The sequence below is a fragment of the Ehrlichia chaffeensis str. Arkansas genome (assembly GCF_000013145.1).
Classification (GTDB): domain Bacteria; phylum Pseudomonadota; class Alphaproteobacteria; order Rickettsiales; family Anaplasmataceae; genus Ehrlichia; species Ehrlichia chaffeensis.
Genome location: NC_007799.1, coordinates 1,146,252 through 1,167,486, shown reverse-complemented (window position 1 = coordinate 1,167,486; position 21,235 = coordinate 1,146,252). Strand labels below are relative to the sequence as shown.

General features: G+C 31.4%; 21 protein-coding genes. 2 read left to right on the top strand and 19 right to left on the bottom strand.

The window, feature by feature from the left end:
• The first annotated feature begins 437 nt into the window (after positions 1 to 437).
• Together ECH_RS04635 and ECH_RS04630 are read left to right on the top strand one after the other, a co-directional pair.
• Positions 438 to 1,274, top strand: a complete 837-nt coding sequence (locus ECH_RS04635; protein ID WP_011453040.1) for a P44/Msp2 family outer membrane protein — start codon at positions 438 to 440, stop codon at positions 1,272 to 1,274.
• A 182-nt stretch (positions 1,275 to 1,456) separates the two neighbouring features.
• Positions 1,457 to 2,272, top strand: coding sequence for a P44/Msp2 family outer membrane protein (locus ECH_RS04630; RefSeq protein WP_011453038.1), 816 nt, complete (start codon positions 1,457 to 1,459; stop codon positions 2,270 to 2,272).
• Between the two features lie 401 nt (positions 2,273 to 2,673).
• Here the strand turns inward: ECH_RS04630 and ECH_RS04625 are convergent, their stop codons facing one another.
• The 19 genes from ECH_RS04625 to ECH_RS04535 form a co-directional block, all read right to left on the bottom strand.
• Positions 2,674 to 3,519 (bottom strand): P44/Msp2 family outer membrane protein, encoded by an 846-nt coding sequence (locus ECH_RS04625; protein ID WP_011453037.1) that lies wholly within the window; start codon positions 3,517 to 3,519, stop codon positions 2,674 to 2,676.
• A 308-nt stretch (positions 3,520 to 3,827) separates the two neighbouring features.
• Positions 3,828 to 4,670 (bottom strand): P44/Msp2 family outer membrane protein, encoded by an 843-nt coding sequence (locus tag ECH_RS04620; RefSeq protein WP_011453036.1) that lies wholly within the window; start codon positions 4,668 to 4,670, stop codon positions 3,828 to 3,830.
• Between the two features lie 308 nt (positions 4,671 to 4,978).
• Complete coding sequence (locus ECH_RS04615; protein ID WP_011453034.1) at positions 4,979 to 5,815, bottom strand: P44/Msp2 family outer membrane protein; 837 nt, start codon at positions 5,813 to 5,815, stop codon at positions 4,979 to 4,981.
• A 263-nt stretch (positions 5,816 to 6,078) separates the two neighbouring features.
• Positions 6,079 to 6,939 (bottom strand): P44/Msp2 family outer membrane protein, encoded by an 861-nt coding sequence (locus tag ECH_RS04610; RefSeq protein WP_011453033.1) that lies wholly within the window; start codon positions 6,937 to 6,939, stop codon positions 6,079 to 6,081.
• Positions 6,940 to 7,243: 304 nt separating this feature from the next.
• The gene (locus ECH_RS04605; RefSeq protein WP_011453031.1) at positions 7,244 to 8,086 is read right to left on the bottom strand and encodes a P44/Msp2 family outer membrane protein; all 843 of its coding nucleotides are present in this window, start codon (positions 8,084 to 8,086) and stop codon (positions 7,244 to 7,246) included.
• A 302-nt stretch (positions 8,087 to 8,388) separates the two neighbouring features.
• Positions 8,389 to 9,240: a P44/Msp2 family outer membrane protein gene (locus ECH_RS04600; protein WP_011453030.1), complete on the bottom strand. Its 852-nt coding sequence runs from the start codon at positions 9,238 to 9,240 to the stop codon at positions 8,389 to 8,391.
• Positions 9,241 to 9,819: 579 nt separating this feature from the next.
• A complete protein-coding gene (locus ECH_RS04595) occupies positions 9,820 to 10,701 on the bottom strand; it encodes a P44/Msp2 family outer membrane protein (RefSeq protein WP_011453029.1) in 882 nt (293 codons plus the stop codon).
• Between the two features lie 24 nt (positions 10,702 to 10,725).
• Positions 10,726 to 11,628 (bottom strand): P44/Msp2 family outer membrane protein, encoded by a 903-nt coding sequence (locus ECH_RS04590; protein ID WP_011453028.1) that lies wholly within the window; start codon positions 11,626 to 11,628, stop codon positions 10,726 to 10,728.
• Positions 11,629 to 11,652: 24 nt separating this feature from the next.
• Positions 11,653 to 12,549, bottom strand: coding sequence for a P44/Msp2 family outer membrane protein (locus ECH_RS04585; RefSeq protein ID WP_011453027.1), 897 nt, complete (start codon positions 12,547 to 12,549; stop codon positions 11,653 to 11,655).
• Between the two features lie 24 nt (positions 12,550 to 12,573).
• Positions 12,574 to 13,449: a P44/Msp2 family outer membrane protein gene (locus ECH_RS04580; protein WP_011453026.1), complete on the bottom strand. Its 876-nt coding sequence runs from the start codon at positions 13,447 to 13,449 to the stop codon at positions 12,574 to 12,576.
• A gap of 24 nt (positions 13,450 to 13,473) precedes the next feature.
• A complete protein-coding gene (locus tag ECH_RS04575) occupies positions 13,474 to 14,331 on the bottom strand; it encodes a P44/Msp2 family outer membrane protein (protein ID WP_011453025.1) in 858 nt (285 codons plus the stop codon).
• A gap of 9 nt (positions 14,332 to 14,340) precedes the next feature.
• The gene (locus tag ECH_RS04570; protein ID WP_011453024.1) at positions 14,341 to 15,168 is read right to left on the bottom strand and encodes a P44/Msp2 family outer membrane protein; all 828 of its coding nucleotides are present in this window, start codon (positions 15,166 to 15,168) and stop codon (positions 14,341 to 14,343) included.
• Positions 15,169 to 15,176: 8 nt separating this feature from the next.
• On the bottom strand, positions 15,177 to 16,028 hold the full coding sequence (locus tag ECH_RS04565) for a P44/Msp2 family outer membrane protein (RefSeq protein ID WP_011453023.1): 852 nt from the start codon (positions 16,026 to 16,028) through the stop codon (positions 15,177 to 15,179).
• Positions 16,018 to 16,395, bottom strand: a complete 378-nt coding sequence (locus ECH_RS05060) for a hypothetical protein (protein ID WP_226988405.1) — start codon at positions 16,393 to 16,395, stop codon at positions 16,018 to 16,020. Before ECH_RS05060 ends, ECH_RS04565 begins: the two co-directional genes overlap by 11 nt.
• A gap of 235 nt (positions 16,396 to 16,630) precedes the next feature.
• Positions 16,631 to 17,470 carry a P44/Msp2 family outer membrane protein gene (locus ECH_RS04555; protein ID WP_011453021.1) on the bottom strand — a complete coding sequence of 280 codons (840 nt, stop codon included), beginning with the start codon at positions 17,468 to 17,470 and terminating at the stop codon, positions 16,631 to 16,633.
• A gap of 21 nt (positions 17,471 to 17,491) precedes the next feature.
• A complete protein-coding gene (locus tag ECH_RS04550) occupies positions 17,492 to 18,379 on the bottom strand; it encodes a P44/Msp2 family outer membrane protein (protein ID WP_011453020.1) in 888 nt (295 codons plus the stop codon).
• 15 nt (positions 18,380 to 18,394) lie between these two features.
• Positions 18,395 to 19,207 (bottom strand): P44/Msp2 family outer membrane protein, encoded by an 813-nt coding sequence (locus ECH_RS04545; protein WP_044233247.1) that lies wholly within the window; start codon positions 19,205 to 19,207, stop codon positions 18,395 to 18,397.
• A gap of 18 nt (positions 19,208 to 19,225) precedes the next feature.
• Positions 19,226 to 20,083 carry a P44/Msp2 family outer membrane protein gene (locus ECH_RS04540; protein WP_011453018.1) on the bottom strand — a complete coding sequence of 286 codons (858 nt, stop codon included), beginning with the start codon at positions 20,081 to 20,083 and terminating at the stop codon, positions 19,226 to 19,228.
• A 16-nt stretch (positions 20,084 to 20,099) separates the two neighbouring features.
• Positions 20,100 to 20,993, bottom strand: coding sequence for a P44/Msp2 family outer membrane protein (locus ECH_RS04535; protein WP_011453017.1), 894 nt, complete (start codon positions 20,991 to 20,993; stop codon positions 20,100 to 20,102).
• Positions 20,994 to 21,235 lie beyond the last annotated feature (242 nt).

The following is a 21,235-nucleotide window of genomic DNA, read 5'->3' as shown; positions in this document are numbered from 1 at the left end:
ATACTAGTTAATGTATAAAAACAATATTTTTTCTATCTTATCCCTATGGTTTTCTTGCAAATTGAAGGGGTACAGTATTACTCTAAAATATCATCTACTGGTACATATATCGCTTATACATATGTATATCAGTTTTATTACAAGACGCTCACCTAATAGAACAGAGTATTTATAGTAAAGTTATATTAGTTTTTGTAAAGTTTAATGGTGTAAAACAGCTTTAGTATTTATAATATGATTTTGATTGTTATGTTTTGAATGGTGTTGTGTGTATAGGATTTCTGTTTTATGATCTGAGTTGTGTATAGCAATTGTATATGAATGCTTTAAAAATGTATCTAATAAAATATGTGCATAAGTAAATTTACCTTTATTATATTATTAATATTTTTACTATATAATTAATAATTATTTATTGTTACTGGGTAAATTAACTTATGAGATATAGGATTTCAGTAATAATATTGATGTTATTATTGGTACCTTGTTGTTGTTTTTCAGGTTCATTAGATGTATCAGATTCTTTGAACAGCAGGTTAAAACCTGTTTTTCTAGGGATTTCTTATAAATTGAGTGCTCCTCTGTTTAGTAGTTTTTCGATAGGTGAAACATATAGGATAAATGGTGTAAAAACTGATAGGGTTGTAGGCTTAAAAAGTGATATTTTATTAGATGCTGATAAAGCTATGAAAGATTTTAATAACTTCAATTTCTCAGAAGAATATGTTCCAAAATATGACAATAATATTTTTGGATTGTCTTTTATATTTGGGTATTCATTTAGGAATTTAAGAGTAGAACTTGAAGGATCTTATAAGAAATTTGATGTGATAGATACTAGAAATCATTTAGTAGATAATAATTATAGGCACATTGCTTTAGTCAGATCCAATCCACCTACATTGTATGACTATTTTGTTTTAAAAAATGATGGTGTAGAATTCTATTCAACTATACTAAATATTTGTTACGATTTTGCAGTTGATACTAATATTGTTCCTTTTTCTTGTGTGGGTATTGGAGAAGATATTATTAAAATTTTTGACTCAATTAGATTTAAACCTTCTTTTAACAGTAAACTTGGAATCAATTATTTAATGTCTCAGGATATGTTGTTATTTTTTGATGTATATTATCATAGAGTGGTTGGTAATGAGTATAATAATATTCCTGTGCAATATGTATCCTTACCCAATCCTCTTAATATTTCAACAGCAGCTAAGCTGGATATGGAATATTTTGGTGCAGAAATTGGTATAAAGGTATTTGTATAGAATTACCAAAACAGCTGAAATATCTTACATGTAGCTGACTATTGAGAAAGGTAAAATTTCATTCCTGTGTATTACTGTTATGCATTTATTATGTAATAAGTGGAATTGTGTACAATTACTTGACTTGGCATGGTTTGTCATAGTAAATTACCATAGTTTACCTTGTTATTAATGGATGTAAGATGAATTACAAAAAATTTGTTGTAGGTGTTGCATTGGCTACATTGCTTTCTTTCTTGCCTGATAATTCTTTTTCTGATGCAAACGTTCCTGAAGGGAGAAAGGGATTTTATGTAGGTACTCAATATAAAGTTGGTGTTCCTAATTTCAGTAATTTTTCAGCTGAAGAAACACTTCCTGGACTCACAAAAAGTATTTTTGCTTTAGGCCTTGATAAATCTAGCATTAGTGACCATGCAGGTTTTACACAAGCGTATAATCCTACATATGCAAGCAATTTTGCTGGGTTTGGTGGTGTTATTGGATATTATGTTAATGATTTTAGAGTAGAGTTTGAAGGTGCTTATGAAAATTTTGAACCCGAAAGACAGTGGTATCCTGAAGGAGGAGAAAGCCATAAGTTTTTTGCTCTATCTCGTGAGTCCACTGTTCAAGATAATAAGTTTATAGTGTTAGAAAATGATGGTGTTATTGATAAATCTCTTAATGTGAACTTTTGTTATGATATTGCTCATGGTAGTATTCCTTTAGCACCATATATGTGTGCTGGTGTTGGAGCAGATTACATAAAATTTTTGGGAATATCATTGCCTAAATTTTCTTATCAAGTGAAATTTGGGGTTAACTATCCTGTGAGTGTTAATGTTATGTTATTTGGTGGAGGTTATTATCATAAGGTTATAGGTAATAGGTATGAAAGAGTAGAAATAGCTTATCATCCTGCCACATTAACGAATGTGCCTAAAACTACTTCAGCATCTGCTACTTTAGATACTGATTATTTTGGTTGGGAAGTTGGTATGAGATTTACACTATAGGATTTTATAAACATAAATTTTTTGTCCTTATATTGTATAATAAGACTTTACATTACAGTTTGTTTTGGTTAATTGGAACTTCTAATTTTGGTGTTTGGTGTAGGTATATGCCTTACATTATTTCTGTACTGCTACAGTTATGCTGTTGTGTAACTGTAGACTGGTGGCTTGTGTTTTACATAATAAACCGCGTTCTATATCTTGCTACATAAAGACTCTAAGTAGTTTTTATGCTAAAACTAATAAAGTACTGTAAAAGCTCTGTTTACTTTTAACTAATAATTACAATGTGTGTAAAAAAACTAGGTTTATGAAAAAAATAATTACTAGCTACCTATAATGAACTCAACTTACCTTTTATTGTAGAAATCACACTAAAATAGAAACTACACACTGCCAGGTTAGAAAGCAAACCTTCCTCCAAGTTCTATTCCAAAGTGGCATACATCCAGTATTACTATTGCAGGGTAGTTTCCTTTTCCTGCAAGTGTTGATCCAGTAGGTATTATAGTAGGAATATCTCTAAATTCGTTCCCTATTACCTTATGAAAGTGCCCACCAATAAACACAGAAGCTTCTGGGCTTATAGAGTAGCTTAAACCTAACTTTCCTTGGTAAGAAATTTTAGGATTTGTAGCTTCAAACATGGATACTAAATCAGTACCGATACCTGCGCATATATAAGGAGAAAAAGGTATGCCTTCGCCTACTACGTCATAGCATGCGTTCAGCATAAATGATATGTCAAGTAATCCTTCATTTTTTAGAAAGACAAAATTATTACTTGCACTACTCATGTCTGCTGCTGAGTTATGGGATAGAGCACAATATCTATGTGCTTCATTCTTATAATTGTTACCTTGATTTTTTACATCAAATGTTTCATAAGATACTTCAAGCTCTATTCTTGGACCATCCATTGAGTAACCAATAGCTCCTGCAAAACCTAAAAACGGGTTGTTTTCATATTTAAATGAATAATTTGAGACAGTGAATACATCGTTTGGGGAGGAGTTGGATATTGCGCTTCCGTCCCAATTTTGCTTCAGTCCAAACACTCCAACTGTTGTATTTCTTTCTTCCTTAGCAGAGAATACTCCAAAATGCGAAGCACTTGGCATGTATTTTCCACTGATGTAGAAATTACCGTTAATACCACTACCTGCTGGGTCGGAAAATGATACTCCAGGTAGAGAAGATATTAATGATATCAATGCACTTGTTATGAAAACTTTTTTGTAATTCATATATAACCTAATAGTGACAAATAAATTAACAATAGTAGAAGTGTCATATAAAAGCAAGTCAGAATATAAATTTTTGTATAAAATATCGGTAACTTTTGTAAGGAAAATTTAATATATTACGTCAGGTAAGTAATAGCAAAAAAACTGGTTAAGTATAGTATCATGTGTAAAGGTGAGAAAAACAGCACTTATAAACTAGTCCCCCCCCCCCCCCTCTTATTGCTACATTCTTTTGCCACTATTTTTATTTACCTGCAGCAATAATAAAAACAAGTTTAGATTATTTTTAACATGTGGCAATAATAAAATTAAAAGTTAAACCTTCCTCCAAGTTCCACTCCAAAGTGGCATACACTTAGTGTTACTATAGTAAAGTGATTACCTGTGAGAGTTGAGGTACTGGGTATCATAGCAGGAATATCTCTGAATTCATTCCCTATCACCTTATGAAAATGTCCACCAACAAAAACAGAAGCTTCTGGGCTTATGGAGTAACTCAAACCTAACTTTCCTTGATAAGAAATTTTAGGGTTTATAGCTTCAAACATGGATATTAAATCAGTACCAACACCTGCACATATGTAAGGAGAGAAAGGTATTCCTTCACTTATTACATCATAGCATGCATTCAACATAAGTGATATATCAAGTAGTCCTTCATTTTTTAGAAAAACAAACTTATCACCTGCATTGCTTAGCTTTCCCCCACTGTTATGGGTTAAAGCATAATATTTGTGAGCATCGTTCTTATAGTTATTACCCTGGTTTTTCACATCAAATGTTTCATAGGACATTTCTAACTCTATTCTTGGACCATTCATTAAATAACCAACAGCTCCTGCAAAACCTAGAAATGGATTATTTTCATATTTAAATGAATAATTTGGAACGTTAAATGTATTTTCTGGAGAATTTTTAGATATTGTGCTGCCATCCCAATCTTGCTTTAATCCAAATACTCCGGTTGTTGTATTTCTTTCCTGTTTAGCAGAGAATACGCCAAAATGTGAAACACTTGGTACATATTTCCCACTGATATAGAAATTACCACCAACATTGTCGTTCTGTACTGCATCAGAAAATGATATTCCAGGTAAGAAGGACATTAGCGATACTAATGTAGTTGTTATAAAAAATTTTTTGCAATTCATATTGCACCTAAAATAGTGAAAATAAATTAACAATAGTAGAACTACAATGTAAAAACAAGTTATAAGCTAGTTTTTAGTACAAGATATAAATGGTTTTTGTAAGAGAAATTTAAGTATTGTTTGTTTTTCCAGAAGCTGTTGTATTTGTCAAGTTATTTAGTGTAAGTGGTATAATAAGGGATATGGTAAATAGCAATTTAGTCCCCCCCCCCCCTTCTTATTGCTACATTCTTTTGCCACTATTTTTATTTACTGTAGCAATAATGAAAACAAGTTTAGATTATTTTTAACATGTGGCAATAACAAAATTAGAAGTTAAACCTTCCTCCAAGTTCTATTCCAAAATGACATACACTTAGTGTTACTATTGCTAGATCTGGAGTAGCTGATGACGTAACAAATGCTTTCAGAGTAGGAATGTCCCTAAATTCGTTTCCTATCACCTTATGAAAATGTCCACCAATAAATACAGAAGCTTCTGGGTTTATAGAGTAACTTAGACCTAACTTCCCTTGGTAAGAAATTTTAGGATTTGTAGCTTCAAACATGGATATTAAATCAGTACCAACACCTGCACATATGTAAGGAGACAAAGGTATGCTCTCGTTTATTATATCATAGCATGCATTTAGCATAAATGATATGTCAAGCAATCCTTCGCTTTTTAACAGTACGTATTTACTAGTTTTAGGTATTCCGCTGTTGTCTTGTTGACCTAAAGCACAGTATCTGTGAGCATCATTTTTATAGTTATTACCCTGATTTTTAACGTCAAATGTTTCATAGGACACTTCAAACTCTACTCTTGGACCACCCATTGAATAACCAATAGCTCCTGCAAACCCTAAAAATGGGTTATTTTCATATTTAAATGAATAACCCTTGTTATTGAAATGATTATCATTGTGACTTGATGAGCTAATCCCTTCCCAATCTTGTTTTAAGCCATACAATGCAACAGTAGGATTTTTTTCTTCTTTGGCAGAAAACATGCCAAAATGCGAAGCACTTGGCATATACTTGCCACTAACATAGAAATTACCACTAATATTGTCACCTTGCACTGGATCAGAAAATGATATTCCAGGTAGAAAGGACATTAGTGATACTAATGCAGTTGTTATAAAAAATTTTTTGCAATTCATATTACACCTAAAATAGTGAAAATAAATTAACAATAGTAGAACTGCAATGTAAAGACAAGTTATAAGCTAGTTTTTAATATAAGATATCAATGGTTCTCATAAGACAAATTTAAGAATTGTTTACCTTTGTTTGAACTGTTGTATTTGTCAGATTATTTGGTGTAAGTGGTAGTAAGGGATATGGCAAATAATAATTTAGTTCCCCCCTCCCCCCTCTTATTGCTACATTCTTTTGCCACTATTTTTATTTATTGTGGCAATAATCAAAGTTGGAAGTTAAACCTTCCTCCAAGTTCTATGCCAAAGTAGAACACGTCCAGTGTTACTATTGCAGGGTAGTTTCCTTTTCCTGCAAGCGCTGATTCACTAGGTATCATAGTAGGAATATCTCTAAATTCGTTTCCTATCACCTTATGAAAATGTCCACCAATAAACACAGAAGCTTCTGGGCTTATAGGGTAACTTAAGCCTAATTTTCCTTGATAAGAAATTTTAGGATTTATAGCTTCAAACATGGATACTAAATCAATACCAATACCTGCACATATATAAGGAGAAAAAGGTATGCCTTCACTTATTACATCATAACATGCGTTCAGCATAAATGATTTATCAAGTAGTCCTTCATTTATTAGAAAGACAGACGCACTGCCTGCACCATCTATCTGTGTCTCTGTGCCGAGAAGATGGGACAGAGCATAATATCTATGTGCTTCGTTCTTATAATTGTTACCTTGATTTTTAACATCGAATGCTTCATAAGATACTTCAAGCTCTATTCTTGGGCCATCCATTGAGTAGCCAATAGCTCCTGCAAATCCTGAAAATAGATTATTTTCATACTTAAATGAATAATTTGGAACGGTGAATATATCGCTTAAAGTGGTTCTAGATATTACACATCTATCCCAATCTTGCTCTATTCCAAATACTCCAACTGTTGTATTTCTTTCTTCCTTGGCAGAAAAAACTCCAAAATGCGAAGCGCTTGGCATATACTTTCCACTGATGTAGAAATTACCACTAATGTTGTCATCCTGTACTGGATCAGAAAGTGATATTCCAGGTAAGAAGGACATTAGTAATGTTAATGCAGTTGTTATAAAAAATTTTTCGCAGTTCATATTACACCTGAAATAGTGAAAACAAATTAACAGTAGTAAACCTACAATGTAAAAACAAGTTATAAGCTAGTTTTTAGTACAAGATATAAATGGTTTTTGTAAGAAAAATTTAAATATTGTTTATTTCTCCAGAAGCTGTTGTATTTGTCAGATTATTTAGTGTAAGTGGTAGTAAGGGATATGGCAGATAGTAATTAGTCCCCCCCCCCCCTCTTATTGCTACATTTTTTTGCCACTATTTTATTTATTTGTAGCAATAATGAAAACAAGTTTAGATTATTTTTAACATGTGGCAATAATAAAATTAGAAGTTAAATCTTCCTCCAAGTTCTACTCCAAAGTGACACACACTCAGTGTTACTGTTGCTAAGTCTGGAGTAGCTGCAGATGATGGTGTAGCAAACGCTTTAAGAGTAGAAATGTCCCTGAATTCATTACCTGCAACTTTATGAAAATGTCCACCAACAAAGACAGAAGCTTCTGGGTTTATAGAGTAACTCAAACCTAACTTTCCTTGATAAGAAATTTTAGGGTTTATAGCTTCAAACATGGATATTAAATCGGTACCAACACCTGCACATATGTAAGGAGAGAAAGGTATTCCTTCACTTACTACGTCATAGCATGCATTCAACATAAGTGATATATCAAGTAGTCCTTCATTTTTTAGTAGCACGTAGTGACTAGCTGTGGCATTAGTGCTGCTTGCTTTACGATCTAAGGCACAGTATCTGTGAGCATCATTTTTGTAATTACCACCTTGATTTTTCACGTCAAATGTTTCATAGGACACTTCAAACTCTATTCTTGGACCACCCATTGAATAACCAATAGCTCCTGCAAAACCTAGAAATGGATTGTTTTCGTATTTAAAAGAATAACCTTTGTTATTAAAGTCCGCATCAGCATGACTTGAAGCACTAACACCGTTCCAATCTTGTTTCAAACCATACAACGCGACAGTAGGATTTTTTTCTTCTTTGGCAGAGAAAACTCCAAAATGAGAAGCACTTGGCATGTACTTGCCACTAATATAGAAATTGCCACTCACACTGTCATCTTGTACTGGTTCAGAAAGTAATATTCCAGGTAAGAAAGACATTGGCAATGCCAATGCAGTTGTTATAAAAAATTTTTTGCAGTTCATATTATACCTAAAATAGTGAAAATAAATTAACAATAGTAGAACTACAATGTAAAAACAAGTTATAAGCTAGTTTTTACTATAATACATAAGTAGTCTTTGTAAGAGAAATTTAATACGTTTTATGCGTGCACGAAAAACATCTATTCCTAGAAACCATATACAATTGTAGAAATACATGGCAAGAATATCTTCTAATATAAAATACATAAGGGAAAACTTGAAATAACTTCACATTTTCCCTATTATTATGAATTGCTAAATTTTTTTCACTATTTATTATATATAATAACAAATAAATAAAACTAGAAGGTGAACCTTACTCCAACTTCTCCGCCAAAGTATCCAGTGTCAATAGTTACTAGCGCAGATGTGGTTTGAGGAGCTCCTTCTAATACTACAGGTGTTATTACAGGTATTTTGTTAAAATTATTTCCTATAACTCCGTGGTAGTATCCTCCAATAAAAGCGGAAACTTCTGGTGTGATTGGATAGCTAATACCTATTTTCCCTTGGTATGAGAATTTTAAATTAAAATCCTTAAATACGTTTATAAGGTCTGCTCCTACACCTGCACATGCATACGGTATGAAAGGTACTCCTTCAGCTGTAATGTCATAGCAAGTGTTAACCATTAATGACATAAAAGTGATGCCTTCATTTTTAAGGACAACATATTTCTTATCTGCTATTGCGTCTTCACGAGATAGTCCAAAGTATTTATAGTAGTCACCGCTATTAGTGTCATTGTTGTCAGGATTTTTTGCATCAAATTTTTGGTATGCAGCTTCAAGTTCTATTCTTGGCCCATCCATAGCATAACCAATACTTCCTGAGAATCCTGATATTAGGTTATTCTGAAACTCGAGGGCTGGATCTGTCCTGTTAAAATTCGCAGATTGTGCTATATCTCCGTCTTTTTTCAGCCCGAAAACCTTTTTAGTGATAGAAGTATTTCCATTGATGGGAGCTTCTTCAGCTGAGAATTTTCTGAAGTGTGATATGCTTGGATTATACTTTACACTAATGTAGAAGCCTTCTCTGCTGTCGTTGATTCCTGTATCATTTGAAGTTACAGGATCTGCAAAAGATTGGTAAGGTAAGATTGACATTAATGAAATTAATGCACTGCTTACAAAAATTTTCTTGTAATTCATGTTAATAAACCTTTTATAAAAGATAATAAAAATTTAAGAATAATGAAAGAAATAAAGAAAAGCAAGTCTAGAATATAAAATTTCTTTCAAATTTACAACAAAAGTAATTGATATTTAAAGTGATTAGAATAAAAATTTTAATAAAATCTATAGTTAACTTTACTACTTAATTAATAAAAATATGAGTAGACTTGCTTTTACCACTTGCTAAAGTACTTATCCACTAGGACAGAAGCTAAATTCGACATTTAAGTCTTGTTATTTCAAATCACAAATTCAGTACATGCATTATGAGCAAATCTAGTATCCTTATTTAATTACATTATAACATATATTAATAAATACGGAACAGTAATTAATTAAAATTTATTTGGGAATCATTCTAATAAAGCAGAAAACGGTTTAGCCATTTTAAATGTGTTTAAAAAGAAATCTTTTTGACATTATTGTAAACTTATGATTTTTATTAAGGGGAAGAGTGAACAAAATACTGTTATTAGAAGTTTACAGAAAGTTAACTGTTAAATAATGAGAAACTTCCTAGAAAAGGTAATTTCCCATTATTTTATGGTTGAGCAATTAAAATGTGAATCTTATTCCAACTTCGCCACCAAAGTATGCAATGTCAAGTGTAGCTACTGCAGATGTGACTTTAGGAGATTCTTTAAGTGTGTAAACATGGTTTACGTTTAAGTTTTTGAATTGATTGCCTATTACTTGATGGTAATACCCATCAAGGAATAAATTTACTTTAGTAAATAGTTGATAGCTAATACCTAGTTTGCCTTGGTAAGCAAATTTTACATGTAAAGCGTCGAAGAATTCTATGGCGTTTATACCCATACCTGCACATATATAAGGTAAGACTGGTAATTCATCTACAGAAAAATCGTAACAGACGTTAACCATAGTAGATAAAATAGATAATCCATCATTTTTCATAACAGTATGATAAACACCTGTATCTTCCGCTTTAGGTTCAAAGAAGCCATCTTTTAAATCACGTGCTAGTGCAAAATAACGGTACGCATCTTTTACTTGTGTGTAACCTCCAGGGTTTTTGACATCAAATTTTTCATGAAATCCCTCTATTTCAATTCTTAGACTATCAGGAAAAGAGTAACCAACAGCCCCATTGAAATTGGCAACATTATCTTGAAATTCTGCAGTATAAGGAATTGTGAAATTACCTGGATTGCTAATACCTGTAGTAGCATTACTACCAACTGCAACAGAATTAATGTCTTTTTTAAGTGCTATTAACTGCTTTGTGGGAACATTAGTTTCTTTTACTGAAAAATTACTAAAAACTGAAACACTAGGTTTGTACTGCCCACTGATATATAACCCAGGCTGTTTTTTAGCACTGTTGTTTATAGTTTCTGAAAATGATATACCAGGTAATAACAATAAGCATACCATTGCTGTACTTATTGTAAAGAATTTGTTTTTCTTATTCATGAGATTTTCCATATTTGTTTATAATTAAAATATAAGCCTTGCTCCAATTTCACCACCAAAATACCCAATGTCAAGTGTAGCTACTGCAGATGTAACTTTGGGTGCGTCATTAAGTTCAGCTACATGTTGAACATTTAGATTTTTAAATTGGTTGCCCATTACTTGGTGATAATATCCACCAGCAAATAAACTAACGTTGGAAGATAATGGATAAGTAATACCTAATTTACCCTGACACGCGAATTTAACATGTAATGCATCGAAAAACTCTATAGCATTTACACCTATACCACCACATACATAAGGTAATATTGATAAATTATCTGAAGAAAAATCATAGCAGCCATTGACCATAATGGATATTATAGATAGTCCTTCATTTTTCATTACAGTGTGGTATACCTTATATGAACTGTTGCCATCATGTGAAGTTCTATTTTTTGGGCTAGTAGGAATAGAGTCTATATCACGTGCTAAAGCAAAGTAACGGTATGCATCTTGTATTTCTGTATATCTTCCAGGGTCTTTGACATCGAATTCTTCATAAGAACCTTCTATTTCAATTCTTGGGCCTTCAACAAAAGTGTACCCAATAGCGCCATTAAAATTAGAAATATTATCTTGAAATACAGCTATATAAGGAGTACTGAAATTAAGTGGGTAACTAATGCCAGCAGTAACACTATCGTCAAATTCGACAGAATTAATGTCTTTTTTAAGAGCTGCTAGATACTTTGTAGGAAAATTAGTTTCCTTTACTGAGAAATTGCTAAAAATAGAAACACTAGGCTTGTATTGTCCACTAACATATAACCCAAACTGTTTTTTAGTGCTGCTATTTGTAGTGTTTGAAAGTGATGCATTAGATAATGACAATAAACATACTAATATTGTACTTATTGTGATAAATTGATTTTTCTTCTTCATGAAATTTTCCGTGTTTAGTTATAATTAAAGTATAAACCTTACTCCAACTTCACCACCAAAATACCCAATATCAAGTGTAGCAACAGCAGATGTAACTTTAGGTACCTGTTGTAATTCATAAACGTGTTGAACCCTTAGATTTTTAAATTTATTACCTATTACTTTATGATAATAGCTATCAGCAAATAAATGAACATTTGAAGATAGTGGGTAAGTAATACCTAACTTACTTTGATGTGCAAACTTAATATGTAGTGAATCAAAAAATTGTATAGCATCTATTCCCATACCTACACACATGTAAGGTGATATTGGTAGATTACTTAAAGTAAAGTTATAACAACCATTGATTATGACAGATGAAATAGATACCCCATCATTCCTCATAACAGTGTGATAAATACCGTGAGGTTGAATACCTGATGTTTCTTTGTGTTTAGGGCAAGTTTGACCAGATTGCATCTCACGTGCCAGGGCAAAGTAACGATATGCATCTTTTACTTTTGTATATCCTCCAGGGTTTTTAACATCAAATTCTTCATAGGAACCTTCCATTTCAAGTCTTAAACCTCTAGCGTAGAAGAATCCAAGTGCTCCACTAAAACTAGCAGCATTGTCTTGAAATTTTGGTATATAAGGGATAGTGAAATTCTGCGGATTATTAATACCGCTATCAGCATTGGTACTAATGTCAACAGAATCAATATCTTTTTTAAGTGCTACTAACTGTTGTGTAGTGAAGTTAGTTTCTTTTACTGAGAAATTGCTAAAAACAGAAACACTGGGTTTATATTGCCCACTAATGTATATACCTAAATTGTTAGCATTGTTATTTATGATTCCTGAGAATGATACATTAGGTAATGACAATAAGGATATCAAAGCTGTACCTATTGTAAAGAGCATACTTTTGTGATTCATGAACTTTTCCGTATTTAATTGTAATTAAAATATAAATCTTACTCCAACTTCAGCGCCGAAATATCCAACATTAAGTGTGGCAACTGCAGATGTAACTTTAGGTGCATCATTAAGTTCAGCTACATGTTGAACGTTTAAATTTCTGAATTGGTTACCTATTACTTGATGATAATATCCATCAGCAAATAAGCTGATATTATAAGATAATTGATAAGTGATGCCTAATTTGCTTTGGCACGCAAGTTTAATGTGTAATGCGTCAAAAAATTCTATTGCATCCACACCTATACCTCCACATATATAAGGTGATACTAATAAATTATCCGAAGAAAAATCATAACAGCCGTTAACCATGATAGATATTATAGATAACCCATCACTCTTCATTACAGTGTGAAATACTTTTTGTGAGCTTTGTGCTTTTGGTTGGAACTTGTTGCTTTCCATATCACGTGCTAAAGCAAAGTACCGAAAGGCATCATTTAGACCATAACCTCCAGGGTTTTTAGCATCAAATTCTTCATAGGAACCTTCTATTTCAATCCTTAGACCTTCAGTAATGTAACCAATAGCACCGTTGAAATTAAAAGCATTATCTTCAAATGCTGCTATATAAGGTATAGTAAAATTTCCTGGATGACTAATACCTTGACTAGCATCGGCGTTAACTTCAAGAGAGTTAATATCTTTTTTTAACGCTATAAGATTTTTTGTGATAGTGTTAGTTTCTTTAATTGAGAAACTACTAAAAACAGAAACACTTGGTTTGTATTGTCCACTAATATATAACCCAGAGTGTTTTTTAATACTGCTGTTTGTAACCTCTGAAAACGATACACTAGGTAATGACAGTAAATATACCAATGCTGTAGCTATAATAAACTTGTTTTTTTTATTCATTAGATCTTCCGTATTTAGTTATAATTAAAATATAAATCTTACTCCAATTTCGCCACCAAAGTACCCAACATTGAGTGTAGCAACTGCAGATGTGAACTTAGGAGCGTCACTTAAATCACTTACGTGTTGAACGTGTAAGTTTTTAAATCTGTTACCTGTTACTTTATGGTAATATCCGTTAAGAAATAAACTTACTTCAGGGGATATAGAATAACTAATACCTACCTTGCCTTGATGAGCAAACTTAACATGTAAATCATTAAAAAACTCTATGAAATCTCCTCCTATTCCTGCGCATACATACGGTACTACTGGTATATCATCTAATGTAAAATTGTAACACCCATTTATCATTACTGATGAAATTGATAACCCGTCATTTCTCATGACAGTGAATTTTCTTGTGTCATCAGGACTAGATTTATTAGTGCCATCCATAGCACGTGCTAGTGCAAAATACCTGTATGCGTCTGTAGCAGATCCTTCTGGATTTTTAACATCAAATTCTTCATAAGAAGCCTCTACTTCAATTCTAAAATTCTCGGAATACAAGTATCCAATTGCCCCACTGAAACTTATGGCATTGTCTTGAAATTCTGCAATGTAAGGAAAGTTGAAATTTGTGTAGGTTGTGATATTACTGTTCCCTATGACACTGATGTCCTTTTTAAGCCCAACTAGTTGAGTAGTATTGTAGTTGGTTTCTTTGACTGAAAATTTGCTAAAATGAGAAACTCCTGGTCTATATTGTCCACTGATATATAACCTAGGTTTAAAATAAGTATGGTTACTTACATTTCCTGTAGAAGAGGCCTCAGATGTGAATAATAAGCTTGCTAGTAATGATGCACCTATTATAAAAAAACTTTTTCTATTATTCATAATATTCCTTTAAAATGTAAGTCTAATTCCGATTTCACCACCAAAATAACCAATGTTAAGTGTGGCTACTGCGTATACAGGTCCAAAATCTGTACTAGCCACGTGTTGAACATTTAGATTGTTGAATTGATTTCCTATAACCTTATGATAATATCCATCAATAAATACGCTTGCTTGAGTCGATAAGTGATAATTGATACCTAACTTGCCTTGGTATGCTAATTTAATGTGTAATGCGTCAAAAAATTCTATAAAATCTCCACCTACACCAACACATACATAAGGTGATACTTCTAAATCCTTTAAAAAGATGTCATAACAGCCATTAAATATAACAGAAGTAATGGAAACACCATCATTTCTCATAACAGTATAGTTGTTTGAGGTAGGGCTAGAACCTGATGGGTTTCTAGCTAAAGCGAAATATCTATAGGTATCTTTTATTAAGCAGTCTCCAGGATCTGTCACATCAAATTCTTCATAAGAACCTTCAAGCTCAAATCTTGCCCCTGTGGGATCAGAATAACCAATAGCTCCACTAAAGCTGGTAATGTTATTTTGAAATGTTACTTTATAGGGGATATTAAAATCTGTATTAATATTAAGGGTACTAGTAGAAATTGCGTTGTGTCTTAACCCAATTAGTTGAATGTTATCATTATAGATTTCTTTGACTGAAAATTTGCTGAAATGAGAAATCCCTGGTTTATATTGCCCACTTATATATAACCCAGAAAGTTTATCAGTGTTATTGTTAATAGTTTCTGGAAAAGATATGTTAGGTAACAACATATGAATAAGTGTTGCTCCTATTGTAATAAAATTTTTTTTACTCATAAAACTCCTTAAAATATAAATTTTAACCCAAATTCACTACCGAAATACTCAACATTAAGAGTAGCTACTGCAAAAGTAGACTTAGGATGACTGTTAAGACTAACAACGTGTTGAACATTTAAATTGTTAAATTTATTTCCTATGACCTTATGGTAATATCCGTCAGCAAATATAATCATATTAGAGAATAATGGATAACTGATACCTACCTTACCTTGATAAGCAAATTTAAAACTTACAGCACTAAAAAATTCTATAATGTCCCCACCAAACCCTACGCATATGTAAGGTGATACTTTTAAATTGTTTAAAGAAAAATCATAACAGCCATTGATTATAATGGATGCGACAGATAAGCCATTGTTCTTTATAACAACATACTTATTTGTTTCAGGATATTTTTGAAGATTATCAATTCCTCTTGCTAAAGCAATATACCTGAAGGCTTCACTTACTACGTAATTACCAGGATTTTTAACGTCAAATTCTTCATAAGACCATTCTACCTCAACCCTTGGACTGTCTTGGGAAATATATCCAACAGCTGCACTGAAGCTAACAGCATTATCTTGAAATTTTGTGTTATAAGGAATGTTGAATTTTTTATTTGTTGTTATATCTGTAATAGACTTAATATCTTTTGCTAGTCCTAATAACTCTTTAGTGTCAGTATAAGTTTCTTTAAGTGAAAAATTACTAAAGTGAGAAACAGTAGGTTTATATTGTCCACTGACATATAGCCCAGTGCACTTAGTGTTATTATTAATATTATTTAAGTTTGACAAAGATTTAGTAGGTAAGTATGACACTAAACATACTAACACTGACCCTATTATAAAAAGCTTTTTTTTAGCACTCATAAGAACTTTCCTTATTTATTGATATATTCCTTACTCGAATTTCATTACTGAACTCTCTAGCATTAGGTATTGGTATTATTACGAGAGTATTTTTATTATGTTGGTTTAATACAGAACGGTTATAGTTAATAAGTAATTTACATTGACAGATAATGTTTTCATATAGAATGTCAAAAAAATTACGGTACTCACTGCCAGTAAGTGTATATGTATAATGTAGTGCTGGATTATCCCATAACGTGGTATAGAAGCCGCATTTACTATCATTAGGAATTATTAGTGTGTTATTTTGAAAGTTTCTAATAAAGGAAAATATTCCATAAAAAATTTGTAAATTTAACGGTTTACCGTACAAATAACAATTCATGTTACTAAACTTAGTATCACGACATTTATCTTTTATTAATTTTTTTGTGCTAACGTTAAAGATATTAGTTCTTAGTAGACTGATAACACATATAGCAAGGCTGTTATATCTAATAATATTTACCAGCACTAGAAAGATATAAGTAGAAAGAATAAATGATAAATATGCTAAGATATATTCTCCCACTCTAGTAAGTTTTTCTTTATATATCATATGAGAACTGCCCACATATTATTTAAAATGTAAACTTTACTCCAGCTTCACCACCAAAATAAGCAACATTAAGTGTAGCTACTGCAGAAGTTGCTTTAGGAAATTCATCAAGTGTAACAACATGGTTAACATTTAAATTTTTAAATTTATTCCCTATAACTCTATGATAGTACCCACCAGCAAATACATTAATCTTAGGAAAGAAGTAATAACTAATACCTAGTTTTCCTTGATAAGCAAGTTTAATGTGCAAAGTATCAAAAAATTCAATGAAATCTTCACCAATACCTGCACATATATAAGGTGATACGACTAAATTATTAAAAGATAGATCATAACAACCATTGATCATGATTGATGCAACAGATAAGCCATTATTCTTCATAACTGTATATTTTTGAGCATCAGGAACAGTAGTAGACGTATTACGTGCTAGAGCAAAAAACCTAAAAGCATCTTTTGCTGAGTAGTCTTTAGGATCTTTGACATCAAATTTTTCGTAAGAACCTTCAAGTTCAAGTCTTAGACTTTCGGGGTAAGAATATCCAATTGCTCCACTGAAACTAGCAGCATTATCTTGAAATGTAACAGTATATGGACCTTGAAAGTTTGAATAAGTGTTAGGATCGATAGAAGACGCACTTTTTTTATATCCTACTAGTTGTATTGTATCAACATTAGTTTCTTTTACTGAGAAATTGCTAAAATGGGATACTCCTGGTCTATACTGCCCTGTAATATATATACCACTAGTGTTATTTCCTGTATGATTATGATTTATAGCTGAAAAGGATTCAATAGATAAGAATGATAATAGAGATGCAAGTACTGTTCCTATTGTAATAAACTTTTTTTTGCTCATAAAAATTCCTTATTTGATTATTTAAAATATAAATCTCATCCCAACTTCACCACCAAAATATTCAATGTTTAGTTTGGCTGTTGCAGAGGTAATGGTAGGTGAGTTTTTAAGTTCATATGAATACTTAACATGTAGGTTGTTAAATTTATTATTTATGACCTTGTGATAATGTGCATCAGCAAAAATAGTAATAGAGGGAGATATTGGATAGCTAATACCAACCTTACTTTGGCAAGCAAACTTGATATGCATTACTTCAAAAAACTCTATAAAATCTCCTCCAACTCCTATACATACGTAAGGTGATATTGTTGTGTTATTAAAAGAAAAATCATAACAACCGTTGATTATTACTGATGCAACAAATACCCCATTATTCTTCATTAAAGTATAAAAAGACTTTTTAGGATTACTGTCAGAGGGTTGACTAGTTTCATGTGGTTTTGGAGAGAAATTTGAACCATTTTTTTCACGTACTAAAGCAAAATATCTATTAACATCTTGTACTGCATAATTTTTATAATTTACAACATCAAAATCCCCATAAGAGCTTTCTATTTCTAACCTTGGTCCTTGCCCAGAATAATAACCAATTGCACTGCTGAAATTTATAAAATTGTTCTTGAACTTTGCAATATAATGAGTGTTGAATTTTGTATTATCTCGTAATATATGTTCTGTGATATATGTAACATCAGTTGTAAGACCTATCAAATCTACTACTTTGTCATTTTCTTCTACTGAAAAATTCTTGAAATGAGGAATACTTGGCTTATATTGACCACTTATGTACAATCCAACTTTTTGAGTGATTGTGTTATTATTTGCATATGTTGTAAATGACTTAAGTGGGAAAAGAAATAACAAAAATGTTAATATAACATTTACAAAATTAAATTTCTTTGTCATAGTATATAACCTTACTTAGTTAAACATAAACCTTATTCCAATTTCACTTCCAAAATAACCAATATCAAGTTTTGCTAATATAGGTATAGTTTCTTCAGAAATATTAGGATCAGCTACATATTGCATGTACAAATTTTTAAATCTGTTACCCATGACTTTATGATAATATATGTCAGAAAATAATAGGATATTGTTATTTATCAAATAACTCATTCCAACTTTCCCTTGATATGCAAGTTTAAAATGTATTGTATTAAAAAGCCCTACAAGATCTTCACCAATGCCTGTGCATAAATACGGTACTATTGATGTATTATTAATTGAAATATCATAGCAGGTGTTAACCATAATAGATGCGATGGATAATTTATTATTTGTTGTAATAGCATAATTTTCATCATGTATTCTAGAATGGTATTTATTTGAACTTATTATTAGTGAGTTATTGGAATTTTTTACGTTGAACTCTTGATAACAACCCTCTGCTTCAAGTCTTAGTCCCTTAGAAAAGTAGCCAATGGTTCCACTAAAACTAGTGGTATTATCTTGAAACTGTAGGTTATAAGCGTTTGATTTGAGTATATTATTTAGATTAGCCTTTATTTTTTTGAATTCTTCTGAACTTTTTTTAGGGTGAGATTCTTGTATTGAGAAATTTCTAAAGTGAAAAATACTGGGTTTATATTGACTACTGACATATGTACTAGAAACTTTTAAATCCTTTTCTACATTGCCTATTAATGCTGACAAAGATTCTATAGGTAACAATAGAAAGAATAGTGTTATAACATATGTTACTATATAGCAATAGTGTTTTTTGTTATACATATACATATTTCCTTCACTTTAAAATATAAAACTTAATCCAATTTCACTGCTAAAATGTTCTAGATTAAGGGTTAATGATGCAGTGACATCTTGATCTATATCTTTGCTAGTCTTGTTTGTAACTAGTCTTTTTAATTCAACAGGTTGGTAAACTGGTAAAAGTTCAAATTTGTTTCCTATAACCTTATGATACTGTCCATTAATGGAGAGAATTAACTTTGAAGTAATGGGATAGCTAACACCAACTTTACCTTGATAAGCAAACTTTATTCTCATGACATCAAAAATTTCTATAAAATCTCCACCAACGCCTATACATATGTAAGGTGTAAAGGCCTTATATTTTGTTTCGCTACATAAATTTATTATATTAGATATAATAGATATACCATTGTTTTTTGCTACAGTGTAACCAAAGGTATTGTCAAGAAACCCATGCTCCGACTTACGTGGTATAGCAAAGTATTTATACCCGTCTTTGGATTTATAACGTGCAAGGCGCTTTGTATTGAAATTTTTGTATGCTCCTTCAAATTCTATCCTAAAACTTTTTACAAACAGTCCAACAGACAAACCTATCCCTAATAAATCATTTTGATAGGACTTATAAGAATCAGTTTGATGTAGTGGGCTAAAGCTAAAATTTTCTTTTAAAGTATCAAATTTAGTGTTTGCTGTAATTTTAGCTAATCCAATTGGTTCTTGTGTATCAAAATCAGTTTCTTTAATATAGAAATTCTTAAAATGTGGAGTGGTTAATTGATATTTTATTGTTACATAAGATCCATCTATATTGTTGTTTTGGTGCATGCAAAAAACATACTTTGGCAATAACAGCCCAGATAATATTATAAAACTTATATATAACTTCTGCATAAATACGACCTACTATTTAAGAAATAAACCTGATTCCGATACTGCTAGTAAGAAAATTGGCGTTAAATTTTGCTGATATAGTTGGGAACCCGGAAGATGAGTAATCTACTACTGGCAAATCAGAAAATTGATTATTTAAGTGTCCATGAAAAGATCCATCAATAAAGAATGCTATATTTGGAGAAACAAAATAACTAATACCAACCTTAGCTTGATAAGCAAATTTAAAGCTTACTTGATCTAGAAAATCAATAAAATTACCACCAACCCCAAGACATAAATAAGGAGCTACATTGCGTGTCTTTTTTAAAATAAAATCATAACATGCATTAATTATAAAAGGTGATAAAGTAATACCTGTGTTTTTCATATAATAATATTTATCTTCTGCAGATTGATGTGGATGTTTAGTATCCATTGTAGTTGCTAAAGCAAAATACTCGTAAAAATTTTTATGAAGGTATCCTGCAGGGGCAGTTAAATTGAACTTCTCATAAAAAGCTTCAACTTCTACTCTAAAATGAGTGGTTGAATACCCTATAACACCACCTGCACCTAATAAATTTTTCTTGTATGTAGGGTTATAAGGTAAAGTAAAAAAAAGATAACCTCCATGTAGCAATCCTTTTGCAAGCTCTTCCAACGCTTCAGGTGGTAAAGTACCTTGTGCTACACTTTGCACCATGTGAGGTATAGTACTTCTACACTCTTCATCTGAGGACATTAGCTCTCTTATGTTGTTATTAGTTACTAAAAATCTATTAAAACGTGGAACACCTGGTTTATATTGTCCTCCTATATAAAAATGACCTATATTGTCCTTTAAGAAATCATTGTTTACAATTGCAAAGGATAATGAAGGCACAAGCAATATTAAACATATTAATATAAAGACCTTTGCATAGCTCATAATATAACCTTAATAATTATAATTAACAAAACCAGGGTATATCCCTATAATAACACTATTGATAAAACTAGTTGCTGTAGGATTGATAGTATACTTATTCAAAAGATAATTGATGGAAGAATTGTTACACTTATTTTTTAGTATCTTATAGTATATTATCAATACTCTAGGGTTAGTAAAAAAATTTAAATAAGAAATTTTAAAATTGGTTGTTCTTATAATACCAAAAAGTTTGAATAAAC

Bases quoted from the DNA above. Each gene is read 5' to 3' on its own strand.
- ECH_RS04635 (WP_011453040.1), top strand. From the start codon at position 438: ATGAGATATAGGATTTCAGTAATAATATTGATGTTATTATTGGTACCT.
- ECH_RS04630 (WP_011453038.1), top strand. From the start codon at position 1,457: ATGAATTACAAAAAATTTGTTGTAGGTGTTGCATTGGCTACATTGCTT.
- ECH_RS04625 (WP_011453037.1), bottom strand. From the start codon at position 3,519: ATGAATTACAAAAAAGTTTTCATAACAAGTGCATTGATATCATTAATA.
- ECH_RS04620 (WP_011453036.1), bottom strand. From the start codon at position 4,670: ATGAATTGCAAAAAATTTTTTATAACAACTACATTAGTATCGCTAATG.
- ECH_RS04615 (WP_011453034.1), bottom strand. From the start codon at position 5,815: ATGAATTGCAAAAAATTTTTTATAACAACTGCATTAGTATCACTAATG.
- ECH_RS04610 (WP_011453033.1), bottom strand. From the start codon at position 6,939: ATGAACTGCGAAAAATTTTTTATAACAACTGCATTAACATTACTAATG.
- ECH_RS04605 (WP_011453031.1), bottom strand. From the start codon at position 8,086: ATGAACTGCAAAAAATTTTTTATAACAACTGCATTGGCATTGCCAATG.
- ECH_RS04600 (WP_011453030.1), bottom strand. From the start codon at position 9,240: ATGAATTACAAGAAAATTTTTGTAAGCAGTGCATTAATTTCATTAATG.
- ECH_RS04595 (WP_011453029.1), bottom strand. From the start codon at position 10,701: ATGAATAAGAAAAACAAATTCTTTACAATAAGTACAGCAATGGTATGC.
- ECH_RS04590 (WP_011453028.1), bottom strand. From the start codon at position 11,628: ATGAAGAAGAAAAATCAATTTATCACAATAAGTACAATATTAGTATGT.
- ECH_RS04585 (WP_011453027.1), bottom strand. From the start codon at position 12,549: ATGAATCACAAAAGTATGCTCTTTACAATAGGTACAGCTTTGATATCC.
- ECH_RS04580 (WP_011453026.1), bottom strand. From the start codon at position 13,449: ATGAATAAAAAAAACAAGTTTATTATAGCTACAGCATTGGTATATTTA.
- ECH_RS04575 (WP_011453025.1), bottom strand. From the start codon at position 14,331: ATGAATAATAGAAAAAGTTTTTTTATAATAGGTGCATCATTACTAGCA.
- ECH_RS04570 (WP_011453024.1), bottom strand. From the start codon at position 15,168: ATGAGTAAAAAAAATTTTATTACAATAGGAGCAACACTTATTCATATG.
- ECH_RS04565 (WP_011453023.1), bottom strand. From the start codon at position 16,028: ATGAGTGCTAAAAAAAAGCTTTTTATAATAGGGTCAGTGTTAGTATGT.
- ECH_RS05060 (WP_226988405.1), bottom strand. From the start codon at position 16,395: ATGAATTGTTATTTGTACGGTAAACCGTTAAATTTACAAATTTTTTAT.
- ECH_RS04555 (WP_011453021.1), bottom strand. From the start codon at position 17,470: ATGAGCAAAAAAAAGTTTATTACAATAGGAACAGTACTTGCATCTCTA.
- ECH_RS04550 (WP_011453020.1), bottom strand. From the start codon at position 18,379: ATGACAAAGAAATTTAATTTTGTAAATGTTATATTAACATTTTTGTTA.
- ECH_RS04545 (WP_044233247.1), bottom strand. From the start codon at position 19,207: ATGTATAACAAAAAACACTATTGCTATATAGTAACATATGTTATAACA.
- ECH_RS04540 (WP_011453018.1), bottom strand. From the start codon at position 20,083: ATGCAGAAGTTATATATAAGTTTTATAATATTATCTGGGCTGTTATTG.
- ECH_RS04535 (WP_011453017.1), bottom strand. From the start codon at position 20,993: ATGAGCTATGCAAAGGTCTTTATATTAATATGTTTAATATTGCTTGTG.